The following is a 14919-nucleotide window of genomic DNA, read 5'->3' as shown; positions in this document are numbered from 1 at the left end:
CACAAAGCGGTGGATGACCCGTTTCGCGGGGCCTGCCGTCGCGCGCTTTGCCTTTGAATGGTCTATGACAGTTTTGTGACAGGCCGCCCGGCCGGCCGTTCCTGAACGATGGATAGTACCTATGCTGCGCTGGTTTCGTGCCTTTTTGCCCAAGGAGGAGCGGTTTTTCGACCTGTTTGACCGGCATGCCCAGACGGTCGTGCAGGGCGCGTTGGCACTGCAGGACATGCTGCGCGGCGGCGACGAAACCCCGGTGTTCTGCCAGCGCGTCAGCCAGTTCGAAAATGACGCCGACGGCATCACCCGCGAGGTGCTCACTGCGGTCCGACGCACCTTCATCACCCCGTTCGACCGCGGCGACATCAAGAACCTGATCACCGCGATGGACGATGCGATCGATCAGATGCAGCAGACCGCGAAGGCGGTGGTGCTGTTCGAGGTCCGCATTTTCGAGCCGCCGATGCGCGAGATCGGGACCCTGCTGGTCGAGTGCGCCAATCTGGTCGGTCGCGCGCTGCCGCTGATGCAGTCGATCGGAAACAACGTCGCGATGCTGACCGCCATTACCGAGGAGATCGGAAAGCTGGAGGGCCGTATCGACGATCTCCACGACATCGGATTGAAGGAACTGTTTCTCAAGCATCGCAGCGGCAATTCGATGGATTTCATTGTCGGCGCCGAGATCTACAAGCACCTCGAAAAAGTGTCCGACCGCTTCGACGACGTCGCCAATGAGATCAACTCGATCGTGATCGAACAGGTATAGGGCAGGGCCAATCAAGTGGACGCCTCGCTCGGTCTTCCGATTCTGATCTTTCTGATCGCGGTCGCGCTGCTGTTCGACTTTCTCAACGGGTTGCACGACGCCGCGAATTCGATTGCAACGATCGTGTCAACCCGCGTGCTGCGCCCTCAATATGCGGTGCTCTGGGCGGCGTTCTTCAATTTCATCGCCTTCCTCTTCTTCGGACTGCACGTCGCCAATACGATCGGCACCGGCATCATCGAACCGAGCGTCGTCGATGCCACCGTGATCTTCGCGGCACTCGTGGGCGCCATCGTCTGGAACCTGATCACCTGGGCGCTCGGGATTCCCTCGTCCAGTTCGCACGCGCTGATCGGCGGGCTGGTCGGCGCCGGCATGGCAAAGGCCGGGATTTCAGCGGCGGTCTGGACCGGTCTCTCCAAAACGCTGCTGGCTATCGTGCTGTCGCCGCTGGTAGGCTTTCTGCTGGCGCTGGTGCTGGTCGCGATCGTGTCCTGGCTGTCGGTGCGCTCGACGCCGTTCGCGGTCGACCGCGCCTTCCGCATCCTGCAGTTTGTCTCGGCGTCGCTCTATTCGCTCGGCCATGGCGGCAACGACGCGCAAAAGACCATGGGCATCATCGCGGTGCTGTTGTATTCGCAGGGGCACCTCGGCGCCGACTTTAACATCCCGTTCTGGGTCGTGATTTCCTGCCAGGCGGCCATGGGCCTCGGCACGCTGATGGGCGGCTGGCGGATCGTCCGGACCATGGGCCTGCGGATCACGAAGCTGACGCCGATGCAGGGCTTCTGCGCCGAAACCGGCGGCGCCGCGACCCTGTTCATGGCGACCTATCTCGGGGTCCCCGTCTCCACGACCCACACCATCACCGGCTCCATCATCGGCGTCGGCGCGGCGCGCCGGGTCTCGGCGGTCCGCTGGAACGTGGCGAGTTCGATTGTCTACGCCTGGGTCATCACCATTCCTGCTTCCGGAATCGTGGCGGCGCTGACCTATTGGGCCGTGTTGCTGCTACGCTGATCCGGTGACGAGTTTGAGCCCGATGATGCCGGCTACGATCAGTCCGATGCAGGCGAGGCGGGCGGCGGTCGCAGGCTCGCCAAACAGGGCGATGCCCAGGATGGCGGTTCCGACCGCGCCAATGCCGGTCCAAACCGCGTAAGCGGTTCCGATCGGCAGCACTTTCAGGGCAAGGCCGAGCAGGAGGATGCTGCCCGCCATGCAGGCGAGCGTCAGGACGGATGGAACGAGCCGTGTGAAACCCTCGGTATATTTGAGGCCGATCGCCCAGCCTATTTCCATGAGGCCGGCGACAAACAACACGATCCAGGCCATGACAACCCTCCGAACCAGGCAGGGTCGTCCCCGCGGATGAGCTGTGAATTGGAAGGCCGTCCTTCCGCTGCCGATATGGGACTGGCGAGCTGCTTCCGCAACCACCAAATGAGGCTTGATTAGCCCGGTTTTCCCTGCCAAACGCTCGATCCTCATGTCCGACATTGCCGTCACCGAATCGCCGTCCCGCTCGCCGCTTGCAGATGAAGTGGCGCGGCGGCGTACGTTTGCGATCATCTCCCACCCGGACGCCGGCAAGACCACGCTGACCGAGAAGCTCCTGCTGTTCGGCGGCGCCATCAATCTGGCAGGGCAGGTCAAGGCCAAGGGCGAGCGACGCAATACCCGGTCCGACTGGATGAAGATCGAGCGCGAGCGCGGCATCTCGGTCGTGACCTCGGTCATGACCTTCGAGTTCCAGGACCTCGTCTTCAACCTCTTGGATACGCCGGGCCACGAGGACTTTTCCGAAGACACCTACCGGACGCTGACCGCGGTCGATTCCGCCGTGATGGTGATCGACGCCGCCAAGGGTATCGAGGCGCGGACGCGAAAGCTGTTCGAGGTGTGCCGGCTGCGCGACATCCCGATCATCACCTTCATCAACAAGATGGACCGCGAGAGCCGCGATACGTTCGAGCTCTTGGACGAGATCGAAAAGACGCTGGCACTCGACACCACGCCGATGACCTGGCCGGTCGGCCGCGGCCGCGATTTCCTCGGTACCTATGACGTCGTCAATGGCGGGGTGCGCCTGCTCGAAGGCGGCGGCGCCAAGACCGGCGCGACCGAGCAGATCGACATCGCCAATCTCGCCGGGCGCAACGCCAATCTCGACGTCGCCGAGATCAAGGACGAGCTCGCGCTGGTCTCTGAAGCCTGCAAGCCGTTCGAACTGGAGGCGTTTCGCGAGGGCCATCTGACGCCGGTCTATTTCGGCAGTGCGTTGCGCAATTTCGGCGTCGGCGATCTTCTGGAAGGTCTTGGCAAGTTTGCGCCTGCGCCGCGCGCGCAGGATTCGAACCTGCGGAAGGTCGAAGCGGCCGAGCCGCGCATGAGCGCCTTCGTGTTCAAGATCCAGGCCAACATGGATCCGAACCACCGCGACCGCATCGCATTTGCACGTCTCTGCTCCGGCAAGCTCAGCCGCGGCATGAAAGCGAAACTGGTGCGGACCGGCAAGAACATGAGCCTGTCTAGCCCGCAATTCTTCTTCGCCCAGGACCGCTCGGTGGCCGACGAGGCGTTCGCCGGCGACGTCGTCGGCATTCCCAACCACGGCACCTTGCGGATCGGCGATACGCTGACCGAAGGCGAAGACATCACCTTCGTCGGCGTTCCCAGTTTCGCCCCGGAAATCGTCCGCCGCGTGCGCCTGACGGACGCGATGAAGGCCAAGAAGCTGAAAGAAGCGCTGCAGCAGATGTCGGAAGAGGGCGTGGTGCAGGTCTTCCGGCCGCGCGACGGCGCACCGGCGCTGGTCGGCGTGGTCGGTCCGCTGCAGCTCGACGTGCTGAAAGCGCGGCTTGACGCGGAATATTCGCTGCCGGTGGAATTCGAGGTCTCGGAATTCCAGCTGGCGCGATGGGTCTCATCCGACGACCGCAAGAAGCTGGAGGCCTTCATCGCCGCCAACGGTTCGGGCATCGCCGATGACGTCGACGGCGACCCGGTGTTCATGGCCAAGAACGAGTTTTACCTGGGCTACACCCGCGAACGGGCCGAGGGCATTACCTTCTCCAACGTCAAGGACGTGAAGAAGAAGGCGTAAGGCGGTTCGCTTTTCGCGCCACCCCCCGCTGTCGTCCTCCGAAAGCCGGGGACCCAGTACGCCGCGGCCTCTCCGTAGATCACTACCGTCTCTGGAATACTGGATCTCCCGCCCTTCGCGGGCGATGACGGCGAGGCTTTGGCCCAGCGAAAAGGCCTGAACCGTCCGCCATGAACGCGGGGATGTGAACGCCATCAGCCTTGATGCGGGCTAATACGCGTCCCAGCTTGGTTGGGTCGGCCATGAGGAGACCCGCTGCATGTTTCGGCGCATCATCGTCTGCCTGATCGGCCTGTTCGTCGGGATGGGCGCGGCCGATGCCCAGTCGCGGCGCCAGATCGACGCTACGCCGTTCTCGCACGCCCCCTGCAGCGTGCTCGACGGCCAGCCGTGCACGCCGTCGTTTTGCAGCGTGTTCAATGACGGTCCCTGCATTCCCGAGATCGATTATCCCTACGGCCAGAACCTGCAACTCACGATCGAAACCGTGCCGCCGCAGGATCAGGCCGCGAAATACCGGAAGCCGGACCACGATCTCGATACGATCGGCGACCTGTTCGCGGCGCTGCGGTCCTGCTGGTCGCCGCCGCCTTCCGACATCGCGCGGCCGGGCATGCAGATGTCGGTCCGCTTCAGCTTCAAGCGCTCGGGCGAGATCATCGCCACCCCGCGTGTGACATATGCCACGGCCGGCGCCCCGGCGGATACCCGCGCCACCTATCTCAAGGCGATCAATGCGTCGCTGCAGGCATGTCAGCCTCTGAAATTCACCGGTGGGCTTGGCGGTGCGCTGGCCGGGCGGCCGATTGCCATCCGCTACGTCGACAATCGCGATCTGGGAAGGCAGGTGGAGAAGCCGTGAGCTGACCGGCCGCGTGGCGCATTGCGCACCAAGCCCTTAAAATGATACGCGGATAATACGGCAAACCAGCCGCGCAACGGGAGGGCATCATGGGACTGCTGGTGTTGATCCTGGGCCTGATCCTGTTCTTCGGCGTCCACACGCTCACCATCCAGCGCAAGATGCGCGTGCAGGTCATCGCCGCGACGGGCGAGGGCGGTTACAAGATCGGCTATGCGCTGGTCTCGTTCGCAGGCCTTGCGCTGATCATCTGGGGCTTTGCAAAATATCGCGCGACCGGCTGGATCGACGTCTGGAACCCGCCGATAGCGCTCAAGCACATCACGGTGGCCCTGATGCTGCCCGCGATCATCATGGTGGTCGCTTCCTACATTCGCGGCCGGATCTATACGACGCTGAAGCATCCGATGCTGACGGGAATCAAGCTGTGGGCTGCGGCGCATCTGCTCGCCAACGGCGATCTCGGCTCGATCATCCTGTTCGGCTCGTTTCTCGCATGGGCGGTCTATGACCGCATTTCGCTGAAATCCCGTTCCGACGCCGGCGCGCCGCCGATCCCCGTCGGTGGTCCCGGCAACGACCTGATCGCGATCGCGGTCGGCCTCGTCGCCTATCTGGCGCTCGCATTCGCGTTCCATCCGGTCGTGATCGGCGTCCCCGTCGTTGGAGTCTAGCATGTCGGTTCAGTCTGCCATCAAGCGCAAAACTGCGCCGGATATCCGCGCGCGCAAGAACGGCGAGCCGATCGTGATGCTGACGTCCTACCATGCGCATACCGCAGCCCTGGTGGATCGCCACTGCGACGTCATTCTGGTCGGCGATTCCCTCGGCAATGTCATGCACGGTTTCGAGACCACCGTGCCGGTGACGCTCGACATGATGATCCTGCAGGGACATGCGGTGATGCGCGGTTCGAGGCACGCTTTGGTCGTGGTGGATATGCCGTTCGGCTCCTATGAGGCCTCGAAGGAGCAGGCATTTCATTCCGCGGTGCGGATATTGAAGGAAACCCATTGCGGCGCGGTGAAGCTCGAAGGCGGCGTGCGGATGGCGGAAACAGTGGCGTTCCTGTCCGAGCGCGGCGTGCCTGTCATGGGCCATATCGGATTGACGCCGCAATCGATCAACACGCTGGGTTCGTTTCGCGCGCAGGGCCGCGACGAGGGCAGTTGGGACCCGATCCTGAGGGATGCCCAGGCGATCTCGGATGCCGGGGCGTTCTCGGTCGTAGTCGAGGCGGTCGCCGAGCCGCTGGCGCGGAAGATTACCGAGACCATCGCCATTCCGACCATCGGCATTGGCGCCAGCTCAGCCTGCGACGGGCAGGTGCTGGTGCTGGAGGACATGCTGGGCCTGTCGCCGCGGACGCCGAAATTCGTTCGCCGCTACGGCGATCTCGGCCCCGCGATCGACGCGGCGATCCAGGGCTATGCCAGCGACGTGCGCTCGCGCGCTTTCCCCGGACCCGAACATGTCTACGAGATGAAGAAGAGCTGACGAGGCCGCCCATGGACTGGTCGCAGCACTCCATTCCGGCGATGCGGCTCGAGCCGCGCTTCGGCGATCGTATCATTCCGGCATTTTGCGAGCGGCCCAAGAGCATTCCGGCGATGGTGGCCGAAGCCGTGGCGCAGAACGGCGATGGCGAGGCGCTGGTCTGTGGCGCCACGCGAATGACCTGGCGCCAAGTCGCGCAGCAATCGGCGCAAATCGCAGCAGGATTTCAAAAGCTCGGCCTGCAGCATGGCGACCGCGTCGCGGTGCTGCTCGGCAACCGGACCGAATTCGTGCTGACGATGCTGGGCGCGGCGCATGCGGGGCTGGTGACGGTGCTGCTTTCGACCCGCCAGCAAAAGCCCGAGATCGCCTATGTGCTCACCGATTGCGGCGCGCGGCTCCTGATCCACGAGGCCGCGCTGGCCGACCGTGTGCCCGATGCGCGCGACATCCCCGATGTCGTGCACCGGATCGCGGTCGATGATAATCCAAAACTCTCGCGCTTTTCGGATCTGGTCGATCACGCGCCCCTGGCAGCGCCGGTCGAGGTCGGCGAAGAAGACACCGCCATGATCCTCTACACCTCGGGCACCACGGGACGGCCGAAAGGGGCGATGTTGGCCCATTGCACCATCATTCATTCGTCGATGGTGTTCGTGTCGTGCCTGAAGCTTACCGCCGGGGATCGATCGATCGCCGCGGTGCCGCTCGGACACGTCACCGGCGTGGTCGCCAACATCATGACCATGGTCCGTTGCGCCGGCGCGCTGATCGTCATGGCGGAGTTCAAGGCTGCGGAATATCTGAAGATGGCGGCGCGCGAGCGCGTCACCTACACCGTGATGGTGCCGGCGATGTACAATCTCTGCCTGCTGCAGCCGGATTTTGACAGCTATGATCTGTCGAGCTGGCGGATCGGCGGCTTTGGCGGCGCGCCGATGCCGATCGCCACGATCGAGCGGCTGGACGCCAAGATTCCCGGGCTGAAGCTGATGAATTGCTACGGCGCGACCGAGACCACGTCGCCGTCGACCATGATGCCCGGCGAACTGACGGCGAGCCACATCGACAGCGTCGGCTTGCCCTGTCCGGGCGCGCAGATCGTCGTCATGGATGCCCAGGGCCGCGAACTGCCGCGCGGCGAGATAGGCGAAATCTGGATTCATGGCGGCTCGGTCATCAAGGGCTACTGGAATAATCCGAAAGCCACGGCCGAGAGTTTTACGGCCGGCTTCTGGCATTCCGGCGATCTCGGCTCGATCGATGCTGAGAATTTCGTCCGCGTGTTCGATCGACAGAAGGACATGATCAACCGCGGCGGGCTGAAGATCTATTCGGCGGAAGTCGAGTCGGTGCTTTCAGGCCACCCCGACGTGGTCGAGAGCGCGATCATCGCAAAACCGTGCCCGGTGCTGGGCGAGCGCGTGCATGCGGTCGTGGTGACCCGGAATGCCGTCAACGGCGAGGTGCTGCGCGCCTGGTGCGCCGAGCGGCTGTCTGATTACAAGGTGCCGGAAACCATGGATGTGCGGACGGACCCGTTGCCGCGCAATGCCAACGGCAAGGTGATGAAGCGGCAGCTCCGCGAGGCTTTCATGGCGCTGATTTCGGACAGCGCGAGAGTAAGCTGAGACTGGGGCGGCTAAGTTATCGAGGCCGTTGAGGATGATGTCGATCGACGACGACAGTGTCGGGATGCGACACGATGGTCATGAACCAGACGAGGCTGCCGGCCAACGTCCAAAATGTATTCCAGTAAACCCACGTCATATCTTCCTCGCATAACCGATTTTTGCACAACCGATTTTTTTACCGATTTTTTTCCTGCCGCTGATCAAGCCGAGGTTTTGCCTACGAATTCGTCCAGGTAGACAGGCACATCGTGCCCCTCGATGTCGCAACGACAGCGAATTTCTCTCGCGATATCTTTGGACAAGTCGTCGGTCCAGTGCTCCAGCGTGTTGAAAGCAACCACCTCTATCGGGTCATTGAATTGTCCCGATAGAAGATCGGTAATAACCGTCTCGATGTCATCGCGCTCGGTTTTCCGGGCGATGCCATGCTGCCCTGGACCTTCCACGACCAGATAGATCGTCTGATCGGCGCCATACGGCACACTCGGCGGAAATCCACGCATTGTCCGATCTCCATGTAACGGAGATTCAATTTCAGCACGGGCGAAAGGTTCCCGCCGACGTTTCAAAAGGTCCGGCAGATGGCAGCGATGAGCGCGCTACCGTCGCCGCAAAACTGCCGGACGCCGGTGCGCGACAGGGCTAGAGTTTCGGCGCGCTGCCCTTGGGCATCGAGCCTTCGCTCGACCCGCCGGCAAGGGCGGCACCGTCGATCGCGGCAGCGCTGACGAGCTGTTTGACATCAAGCAGGGTGAATTGCGCGATGCCGACACGGTCGGCCGGCGTGCCCGGGACGAGCTGCACGCTCAACACGCCGTCGCAATTCGCACCCTTGGCCTCGGCCAGCATGGCGCTCGGCTCCTTGGCCTTGGTCTGCGCGCGCTTGACGACCGCCACGCAACTGCCGCGGACGGTGTCGCCGTTGAGCTTGACGGCGGCCCGCGGATCAAGCGGCTTGTCGATTGCTTCCAGCGCGGTCGCTTCCTTGTACTTGCCGCCGACGGACATGATCGAGCCCTTGCGGTAGATGTAATACAGGTGCTGATCGCCGACGATGGTGGGCACGCCGTATTTGCCCATGACTTCCCTGATCATGTCCGCCTTCGACGGCTGCTGGTCCTGTGCGAAGGTCAGGTTGCGCGCGACGAAATAGGCGCGGTTGGCACTCGCGGGCGAGGAGAAGCTGGTCGAGAGCATCTCGCCGTTCTGTTTCGAGCCGGCGGGGAGGCTGAAACTCAACGCGGTGACGTAGCTGGTGCCGCCGTTGCCGAATTTCTGCTGCTGGATGTCGGTTTTGGTGTCGGTACGGCCCTTGAACAGGGAATCAAAGATGCCACGCGCGGATTCGGCGTTCGATTCGGTCGAGATTCCCAAAATGTCGGGGCGTAATTTGCCCGAGAACGCCGTCTCGGGCGCCTTCGGCTTGATATCGTCGGCCAGTGACGCCGCGGGCAGGGATGCCAGTCCCAATACCAAGCTCATGGCAAGCATCGAAACCAGCGCATGGCGAGGCATGAAACACCCAAGAAATCGGGGTAAGATTCGTAATGGAAGCGGGCGGGATTACGCCAAACTTTGAACCGCGATGTCAACGTTGTCGGGCAATTTCGCGGGCCGGCCGGGCCGTTGTTAACGCTTTGATCCACCTCGCTTTGCCTTGCCACCGCCATATCAATAGGCTACGTCGCGGCCATGCGGGGATCGGGCGCACGATGCTGCCGCCCAAGGCGCGGTTCCTCGGGGATGGGATACCTTTAAGTGTCTGAATTATTTGATGAAGTCGACGAGGAGGTCCGTCGCGATCAGCTCAAGAAGCTGTGGGACCGATACTCGCTTTTTATCATCGCCGGGGTAATTTTGATCATCGCCGCCGTGGGCGGCTGGCGCGGCTACCAATATTTGGAGGCCAAGAAGGCGACCGAGGCGGGGGCTGCGTTCGACAAGGCCGTCGAGCTTTCGGAAGCCAACAAGCACGCCGAGGCCGAGGCGGCCTTCGCCGATCTCGTCGCGAAGGCGCCGTTCGGCTATCGCGTGCTGGCGCGGTTGCGCTTGGCCACGGAAGTCGCCAACCGCGACCCGCAGGCAGCGGCAAAGATGTTCGATGAGATCACTGCTGACCGCAGCGTCGGCGTCGCCGAGCAGGATCTGGCGCGGATTCGCGCTGCCCAGCTGCTGTTGGAAAGCACGAGCTATCCCAACATGAAAGAGCGCCTCGAAGCCGCTGCTGCGCCAGGCGCAACCTTTCGCCATACTGCGCGCGAATTGCTGGCGCTATCGGCCTGGCGCGCCAACGATGCCTCCGCGACACGGCAATGGCTGGATATGATCGCCAATGACGGCCAGACGCCGCCGAGCCTGCGTTCGCGCTCTGAGGCGCTGCAGGCCTTGCTTCCGCCGGTCGCAAAGAGCTGACGGAAAACGAGTTGAGTGGGAAAACAACCATGCGCCGCCCGCAACGTTTGATCGCAGCCGCCGTTCTCGTCGCACTTTCCGGCGCGCTGGCGGGCTGCGGCGGTGGCGGCATCGGCAATTTCGATCCCAGCGACATGCTCGACTTCCTCGACACCAAGAAGAAGCTGCCCGGTGACCGCAAGCCGGTGTTCCCCGAAGGCGTGCCGGGCCTCGAGCAGGGCGTGCCGAAGGATCTCTACAAGGGCTCCCGTCAGCAGGTTGACGACCCGAACGCGCAGGCTGCCGCTGCAGCTCCGCCGGAAGAGCCGAAATCGAAGCGTGGCACGAAAGCCAAGGGCAAACAGGCCGCCGCCCCCGCCGCTGCGGACCCCGACGCCGCACCCGAGGAAGAGGGCAGCACCGCCGCCGCGCCGCCGGCGCCCAAGCCGGCCAAGATCGTGCGCAAGCGGACCACCGCGCCGCCGCCCGATCAATCGGCGGCGCCTGCACAGTCCCCGCAACAATCCGCGTTCCCGGCGCCAATGCCGAGCGGTACTTTCACGCGTTGATTTCTTCTTTTCGTTCGATTGACACGCCCTTCAAAAAAGGGCGTTTGGATCATTTATGTCTTTTACGATCGCCATCATCGGCCGCCCCAATGTCGGCAAGTCGACGCTGTTCAACCGGCTGGTAGGGCAGAAACTCGCGTTGGTTGATGACGAGCCTGGCGTCACCCGCGACCGCCGCGAGGGCAATGCGCGTCTCGGCGATCTCGAATTCACCGTGATCGACACCGCCGGCCTCGACGAGGGCGCCAAGGGCTCGCTCACCGCGCGGATGCAGGAGCAGACCGAAACCGCGATCGGCCTGGCGGACGCGCTGATGTTCGTGATCGACGCGCGCGCTGGGCTAACGCCGAACGATCGCGCCTTTGCCGATTTCGCCCGCCGCGCCAACAAGCCGGTGGTGCTGGTCGCCAACAAGAGCGAGGGAAAACACGGCGAAGTCGGCGCGATGGAATCCTACGCGCTGGGGCTCGGCGATCCCATCCAGATTTCGGCCGAACATGGCGAGGGCATGAGCGATCTCTACGACGCGCTACGCGTGCTGATGCCGGAGCCGGTCGACGAGGATGAAGAGTTCGACGATGATGACATCATCGTATCGGATGAGGAACTCGCGCAGCGTCCGATCCGCGTCGCCATCGTCGGCCGTCCCAATGCCGGGAAATCCACGCTGATCAATCATCTGCTCGGCGAGGAGCGGCTGTTGACCAGCGCCGAGGCCGGCACCACGCGCGATTCCATTTCGGTTGAAATCAACTGGCAGGGACGCGAGTTTCGGGTGTTCGACACCGCGGGCTTGCGGCGGCGCTCGCGGATCGAGGCGAAGCTGGAAAAACTGTCGGTGGCGGACGCGCTGCGCGCGGTGCGCTTTGCCGAAGTCGTCGTGATGATGATGGATGCGCAAAACCGGTTCGAGGAGCAGGACCTGCGTATCGCCGATCTGATCGAGCGCGAGGGGCGGGCGATCGTGCTGGCGGTCAATAAGTGGGACTTGATGGAGCGGAAGGGAAATCTGATTTCCGCGCTGCGCACCGATGTCGATCACTGGCTGCCGCAGGTCAAGGGCGCGCCTGTCGTCGCGGTGTCCGGGCTGATGGGCGAAGGCATCGACCGGCTTATGACGGCGATTGAGGAAGCCTACGCGGTGTGGAACAAGCGCGTGCCGACGGCCACGCTTAATCGCTGGTTCGAGCAGGCGGTCGATGCCAACCCGCCGCCCGCGGTCTCCGGCCGTCGGCTGAAGCTGAACTACATTACGCAGGCCAAGGCGCGGCCGCCGAGCTTTATCTTGTTCTGCTCGCGCGCCGACGCCGTGCCGCAATCCTATCTGCGCTATCTCACCAACAGCATGCGCGAGGCCTTCGACCTGCCGGGCACGCCGATACGGATCACGCTGCGCGAAAAGGCCAATCCGTTCGCGCACAAGCGCAAGCGGCCGTCGTGAGCGAGAAGCCGTCCGCCGCTGCTGCCGACGACAAGCCGGTGCGCAGCGGCGCGGCGGCCTTCATCTTCGTCACCATCCTGCTCGACATGCTCGCGCTCGGCTTGATCCTGCCGATCCTGCCCAAACTGGTTGAAAGTTTCGTCGATAACGATACCGCGACAGCGGCGCGGATCTTCGGCCTGTTCGGCACCGCCTGGGCGCTGATGCAGTTCCTGTTCTCGCCGATCCTCGGCGCGCTCTCGGACCGCTTCGGCCGGCGGCCGGTGGTGCTGCTGTCGAATTTCGGATTGGCGCTGGACTATGTGTTGATGGCGCTGGCACCGTCGCTGACCTGGCTGTTCATCGGCCGGGTGATCTCAGGCATTACCTCGGCGAGCATCTCCACCGCCTTTGCCTATATCGCAGACGTGACGCCGCCGGAGCGGCGCGCCGCGGTGTTCGGCAAGATCGGTGCGGCCTTCGGCGCCGGGTTCATTCTCGGTCCCGCCATCGGCGGCCTGCTCGGCGGTATGGATCCGCGCCTGCCATTCTGGATCGCGGCGGGCTTGAGCTTTGCAAATACGCTTTACGGCTGGCTGATCCTCCCGGAGTCGCTGCCGCTGGAGCGCCGTGCACCGTTCCATTGGAAACGCGCCAGCCCGCTCGGCGCGCTGCATCTGTTGCGTTCCAACCGGATTCTCGCCGGCCTGTCGCTGGCGAATTTCTTCGGGCAGGTTGCGCATGTGGTACTGCCCTCTACCTTTGTGCTCTATGCGACCTACCGATATGGCTGGGATACGACGACCGTCGGCCTGACGCTGGCCCTGGTCGGCGTCTGCGCCATGGTGGTGCAGGGTGCGGGCGTCGGGCCGATCGTCACGCGCCTCGGCGAGCGCCGTGCGCTGCTGCTCGGGCTCGCCTGCGGGGCTTTGGGATTCTTCATCTATGGCGCGGCTCCGACCGGACCGCTGTTCTGGCTCGGCATTCCCGTGATGGCGCTGTGGGGCGTGGCGGGGGCGGCGATCCAGGCGCTGACGACGCAGCTCGTCGCGCCGGATCAGCAGGGCCAGTTGCAGGGGGCGACCAACAGCGTCAACAGCATCGCCCAGATGGTGGGGCCGTTTCTGTTTACGCTGACCTTTGCCTATTTCATCAGTGATCAGGCGCCGGTGAAAATGCCGGGCGCGCCGTTCCTGCTGGCAGCGGCGCTGCTGGGGCTGGCGTTGGTGATTGCGTGGCGAACGCTGGCCGTGACGCCCAAACGATAAATCGTAGGGTAGGCAAAGCCACCGGGTCGCGCGAATGCGCGCCCCGCGACGAGCGCAATTGCGCTCGCACAGAGATGACAGGCTCCGCGTGCCCACCATTCACGATGAAGGTCGGAGAGAGAGATGGTGGGCACGGCGCCGATGCGCCTTTGCCCACCCTACGCTCGTGGCTACGCCGTTACTTCTTCACCAGCGGACACTCGCTGGCTTCAAGCGGCTTGGCGGCGTCTTCGGCCGAGATCGTGGCGATCTGCTTGTAATAGTCCCACGGTCCCTTCGACTCTTCCGGCTTCTTCACCTCGAACAGATAGGCCGGGATGAGACGGCGGCCATCGGCGCGCAGCGGGCCTTTGCCGAACAGCGGATCGTCGGTCGGCAGTTCCTTCATCTTGGCGACGACCTTGGCGCCGTCATGCGGATTACCGCCGAGCGCTTCCATTGCCTTGAGATAATGCAGCACCATGGCGTAGTTGCCGGCCTGGGTCATCGAAGGCATCGCGTTCTTGCTGGCCTGTGCAGAGAACCGCTTCGACCAGGCGCGCGTCTGGTCGTTCAGGTCCCAGTAGAAGGATTCCGTGAACGTCAGGCCCTGCGCGGTCTTCAGGCCCAGCGAATGCACGTCGTTGATGAACAACAGCAGCGCGGCGAGCTTCTGGCCGGCCGCGACGATGCCGAATTCGGCGGCCTGCTTGATCGAGTTGGTGGTGTCGCCGCCGGCATTGGCAAGACCGACGACCTTGGCCTTGGAGGCTTGCGCCTGCAGCAGGAAGGATGAGAAGTCCGACGAGTTGATCGGGTGTTTGACGCCGCCGAGCACCTTGCCGCCATTGGCGGTCACGACCGCGCTGGTGTCGCGCTCCAGCGCATGGCCGAAAGCGTAATCGGCGGTCAGGAAGAACCAGGTGTCGCCGCCGGCCTTGGTGAGTGCCTTGCCGGTGCCGTTCGCCAGCATGTAGGTGTCATAAGTGAAGGAGATCGTGTTCGGGGTGCAGGCCTTGCCGGTGAGATCAGCGGTTGCGGCACCGGAGTTGAGCAGCACCTTGTTCTTTTCCTTGACGAGGTTGCTGACGGCGAGCGCGACACCGGAGTTAGGCGTATCGGCGATCGCGTCGACCTTGTCGTTGTCGATCCATTGCCGTGCGAGGTTGACGCCGACATCAGGCTTGTTCTGGTGATCGCCGCTGACGACCTCGATCTTCCAGCCCTTCTTGTTGAGGCCGGAATCCTCAACGGCCATCTTGACCGCAACCACCGAATTGGGGCCGCCAATGTCGGCATAGAGGCTCGACATATCGTTCAACACGCCGATCTTGACGGTCTTGTCTTGGGCGAGTGCTGGCGTCGCGAGGCCGAGTGCGGCAAGCGCCACGGAGGCGGCGAAGCGCCGCGCGATTCTAGTCGTCATG

General features: G+C 63.5%; 15 protein-coding genes. 11 read left to right on the top strand and 4 right to left on the bottom strand.

Annotated features, from left to right (window positions below; genetic code table 11):
• The first annotated feature begins 121 nt into the window (after window positions 1-121).
• Window positions 122-766 carry a DUF47 domain-containing protein gene (locus KIP88_RS25920; protein ID WP_214490863.1) on the top strand — a complete coding sequence of 215 codons (645 nt, stop codon included), beginning with the start codon at window positions 122-124 and terminating at the stop codon, window positions 764-766.
• Between the two features lie 15 nt (window positions 767-781).
• Window positions 782-1786: an inorganic phosphate transporter gene (locus KIP88_RS25915; protein WP_214490862.1), complete on the top strand. Its 1005-nt coding sequence runs from the start codon at window positions 782-784 to the stop codon at window positions 1784-1786.
• Here KIP88_RS25915 and sugE read toward each other — a convergent pair.
• On the bottom strand, window positions 1778-2101 hold the full coding sequence (gene sugE / locus KIP88_RS25910) for a quaternary ammonium compound efflux SMR transporter SugE (RefSeq protein WP_214490861.1): 324 nt from the start codon (window positions 2099-2101) through the stop codon (window positions 1778-1780). The two genes, KIP88_RS25915 and sugE, sit on opposite strands and share 9 nt — an antisense overlap.
• Window positions 2102-2255: 154 nt before the next feature.
• Here sugE and KIP88_RS25905 point away from each other — a divergent pair, with 154 nt between their 5' ends.
• From KIP88_RS25905 to KIP88_RS25885, 5 genes are all read left to right on the top strand, one after another.
• Window positions 2256-3872 carry a peptide chain release factor 3 gene (locus tag KIP88_RS25905; protein WP_214490860.1) on the top strand — a complete coding sequence of 539 codons (1617 nt, stop codon included), beginning with the start codon at window positions 2256-2258 and terminating at the stop codon, window positions 3870-3872.
• 259 nt (window positions 3873-4131) lie between these two features.
• Window positions 4132-4734, top strand: a complete 603-nt coding sequence (locus KIP88_RS25900; protein WP_214490859.1) for a hypothetical protein — start codon at window positions 4132-4134, stop codon at window positions 4732-4734.
• Between the two features lie 89 nt (window positions 4735-4823).
• Window positions 4824-5408, top strand: a complete 585-nt coding sequence (locus tag KIP88_RS25895) for an NnrU family protein (protein ID WP_214490858.1) — start codon at window positions 4824-4826, stop codon at window positions 5406-5408.
• A 1-nt stretch (window position 5409) separates the two neighbouring features.
• A complete protein-coding gene (gene panB / locus KIP88_RS25890; protein ID WP_214490857.1) occupies window positions 5410-6231 on the top strand; it encodes a 3-methyl-2-oxobutanoate hydroxymethyltransferase in 822 nt (273 codons plus the stop codon).
• 11 nt (window positions 6232-6242) lie between these two features.
• Window positions 6243-7862 (top strand): class I adenylate-forming enzyme family protein, encoded by a 1620-nt coding sequence (locus tag KIP88_RS25885; protein ID WP_214490856.1) that lies wholly within the window; start codon window positions 6243-6245, stop codon window positions 7860-7862.
• A 203-nt stretch (window positions 7863-8065) separates the two neighbouring features.
• Here KIP88_RS25885 and KIP88_RS25880 read toward each other — a convergent pair whose 3' ends face one another.
• Both KIP88_RS25880 and KIP88_RS25875 read right to left on the bottom strand, forming a co-directional pair.
• Complete coding sequence (locus KIP88_RS25880; RefSeq protein WP_214490855.1) at window positions 8066-8368, bottom strand: hypothetical protein; 303 nt, start codon at window positions 8366-8368, stop codon at window positions 8066-8068.
• A 139-nt stretch (window positions 8369-8507) separates the two neighbouring features.
• Window positions 8508-9347, bottom strand: a complete 840-nt coding sequence (locus KIP88_RS25875) for a hypothetical protein (RefSeq protein ID WP_214490854.1) — start codon at window positions 9345-9347, stop codon at window positions 8508-8510.
• 276 nt (window positions 9348-9623) lie between these two features.
• Between KIP88_RS25875 and KIP88_RS25870 the strand changes: the two genes are divergently transcribed.
• The 4 genes from KIP88_RS25870 to KIP88_RS25855 are packed head-to-tail and all read left to right on the top strand — an operon-like array spanning window position 9624 to window position 13513.
• On the top strand, window positions 9624-10277 hold the full coding sequence (locus KIP88_RS25870; RefSeq protein WP_214490853.1) for a tetratricopeptide repeat protein: 654 nt from the start codon (window positions 9624-9626) through the stop codon (window positions 10275-10277).
• 29 nt (window positions 10278-10306) lie between these two features.
• Window positions 10307-10825, top strand: a complete 519-nt coding sequence (locus KIP88_RS25865; protein ID WP_214490852.1) for a hypothetical protein — start codon at window positions 10307-10309, stop codon at window positions 10823-10825.
• A gap of 55 nt (window positions 10826-10880) precedes the next feature.
• Window positions 10881-12266, top strand: a complete 1386-nt coding sequence (gene der, locus KIP88_RS25860) for a ribosome biogenesis GTPase Der (RefSeq protein WP_214490851.1) — start codon at window positions 10881-10883, stop codon at window positions 12264-12266.
• The gene (locus tag KIP88_RS25855) at window positions 12263-13513 is read left to right on the top strand and encodes a TCR/Tet family MFS transporter (RefSeq protein ID WP_214490850.1); all 1251 of its coding nucleotides are present in this window, start codon (window positions 12263-12265) and stop codon (window positions 13511-13513) included. The genes der and KIP88_RS25855 overlap by 4 nt, the downstream gene beginning before the upstream one ends.
• Window positions 13514-13691: 178 nt before the next feature.
• Here KIP88_RS25855 and KIP88_RS25850 read toward each other — a convergent pair whose 3' ends face one another.
• Window positions 13692-14918 carry an ABC transporter substrate-binding protein gene (locus KIP88_RS25850; RefSeq protein ID WP_214490849.1) on the bottom strand — a complete coding sequence of 409 codons (1227 nt, stop codon included), beginning with the start codon at window positions 14916-14918 and terminating at the stop codon, window positions 13692-13694.
• Window position 14919: the final 1 nt, after the last annotated feature.

The sequence above is a fragment of the Bradyrhizobium sp. SRL28 genome (assembly GCF_018596315.1).
GTDB lineage: Bacteria > Pseudomonadota > Alphaproteobacteria > Rhizobiales > Xanthobacteraceae > Bradyrhizobium.
Note: the sequence above shows the minus strand (reverse complement) of the source record. Positions and strands in the feature narration are given on the sequence as shown.

Bases quoted from the DNA above. Each gene is read 5' to 3' on its own strand.
- KIP88_RS25905 (WP_214490860.1), top strand. From the start codon at position 2,256: ATGTCCGACATTGCCGTCACCGAATCGCCGTCCCGCTCGCCGCTTGCA.
- KIP88_RS25900 (WP_214490859.1), top strand. From the start codon at position 4,132: ATGTTTCGGCGCATCATCGTCTGCCTGATCGGCCTGTTCGTCGGGATG.
- sugE (WP_214490861.1), bottom strand. From the start codon at position 2,101: ATGGCCTGGATCGTGTTGTTTGTCGCCGGCCTCATGGAAATAGGCTGG.
- der (WP_214490851.1), top strand. From the start codon at position 10,881: ATGTCTTTTACGATCGCCATCATCGGCCGCCCCAATGTCGGCAAGTCG.
- KIP88_RS25880 (WP_214490855.1), bottom strand. From the start codon at position 8,368: ATGCGTGGATTTCCGCCGAGTGTGCCGTATGGCGCCGATCAGACGATC.
- panB (WP_214490857.1), top strand. From the start codon at position 5,410: ATGTCGGTTCAGTCTGCCATCAAGCGCAAAACTGCGCCGGATATCCGC.
- KIP88_RS25895 (WP_214490858.1), top strand. From the start codon at position 4,824: ATGGGACTGCTGGTGTTGATCCTGGGCCTGATCCTGTTCTTCGGCGTC.
- KIP88_RS25885 (WP_214490856.1), top strand. From the start codon at position 6,243: ATGGACTGGTCGCAGCACTCCATTCCGGCGATGCGGCTCGAGCCGCGC.
- KIP88_RS25920 (WP_214490863.1), top strand. From the start codon at position 122: ATGCTGCGCTGGTTTCGTGCCTTTTTGCCCAAGGAGGAGCGGTTTTTC.
- KIP88_RS25865 (WP_214490852.1), top strand. From the start codon at position 10,307: ATGCGCCGCCCGCAACGTTTGATCGCAGCCGCCGTTCTCGTCGCACTT.
- KIP88_RS25875 (WP_214490854.1), bottom strand. From the start codon at position 9,347: ATGAGCTTGGTATTGGGACTGGCATCCCTGCCCGCGGCGTCACTGGCC.
- KIP88_RS25850 (WP_214490849.1), bottom strand. From the start codon at position 14,918: ATGACGACTAGAATCGCGCGGCGCTTCGCCGCCTCCGTGGCGCTTGCC.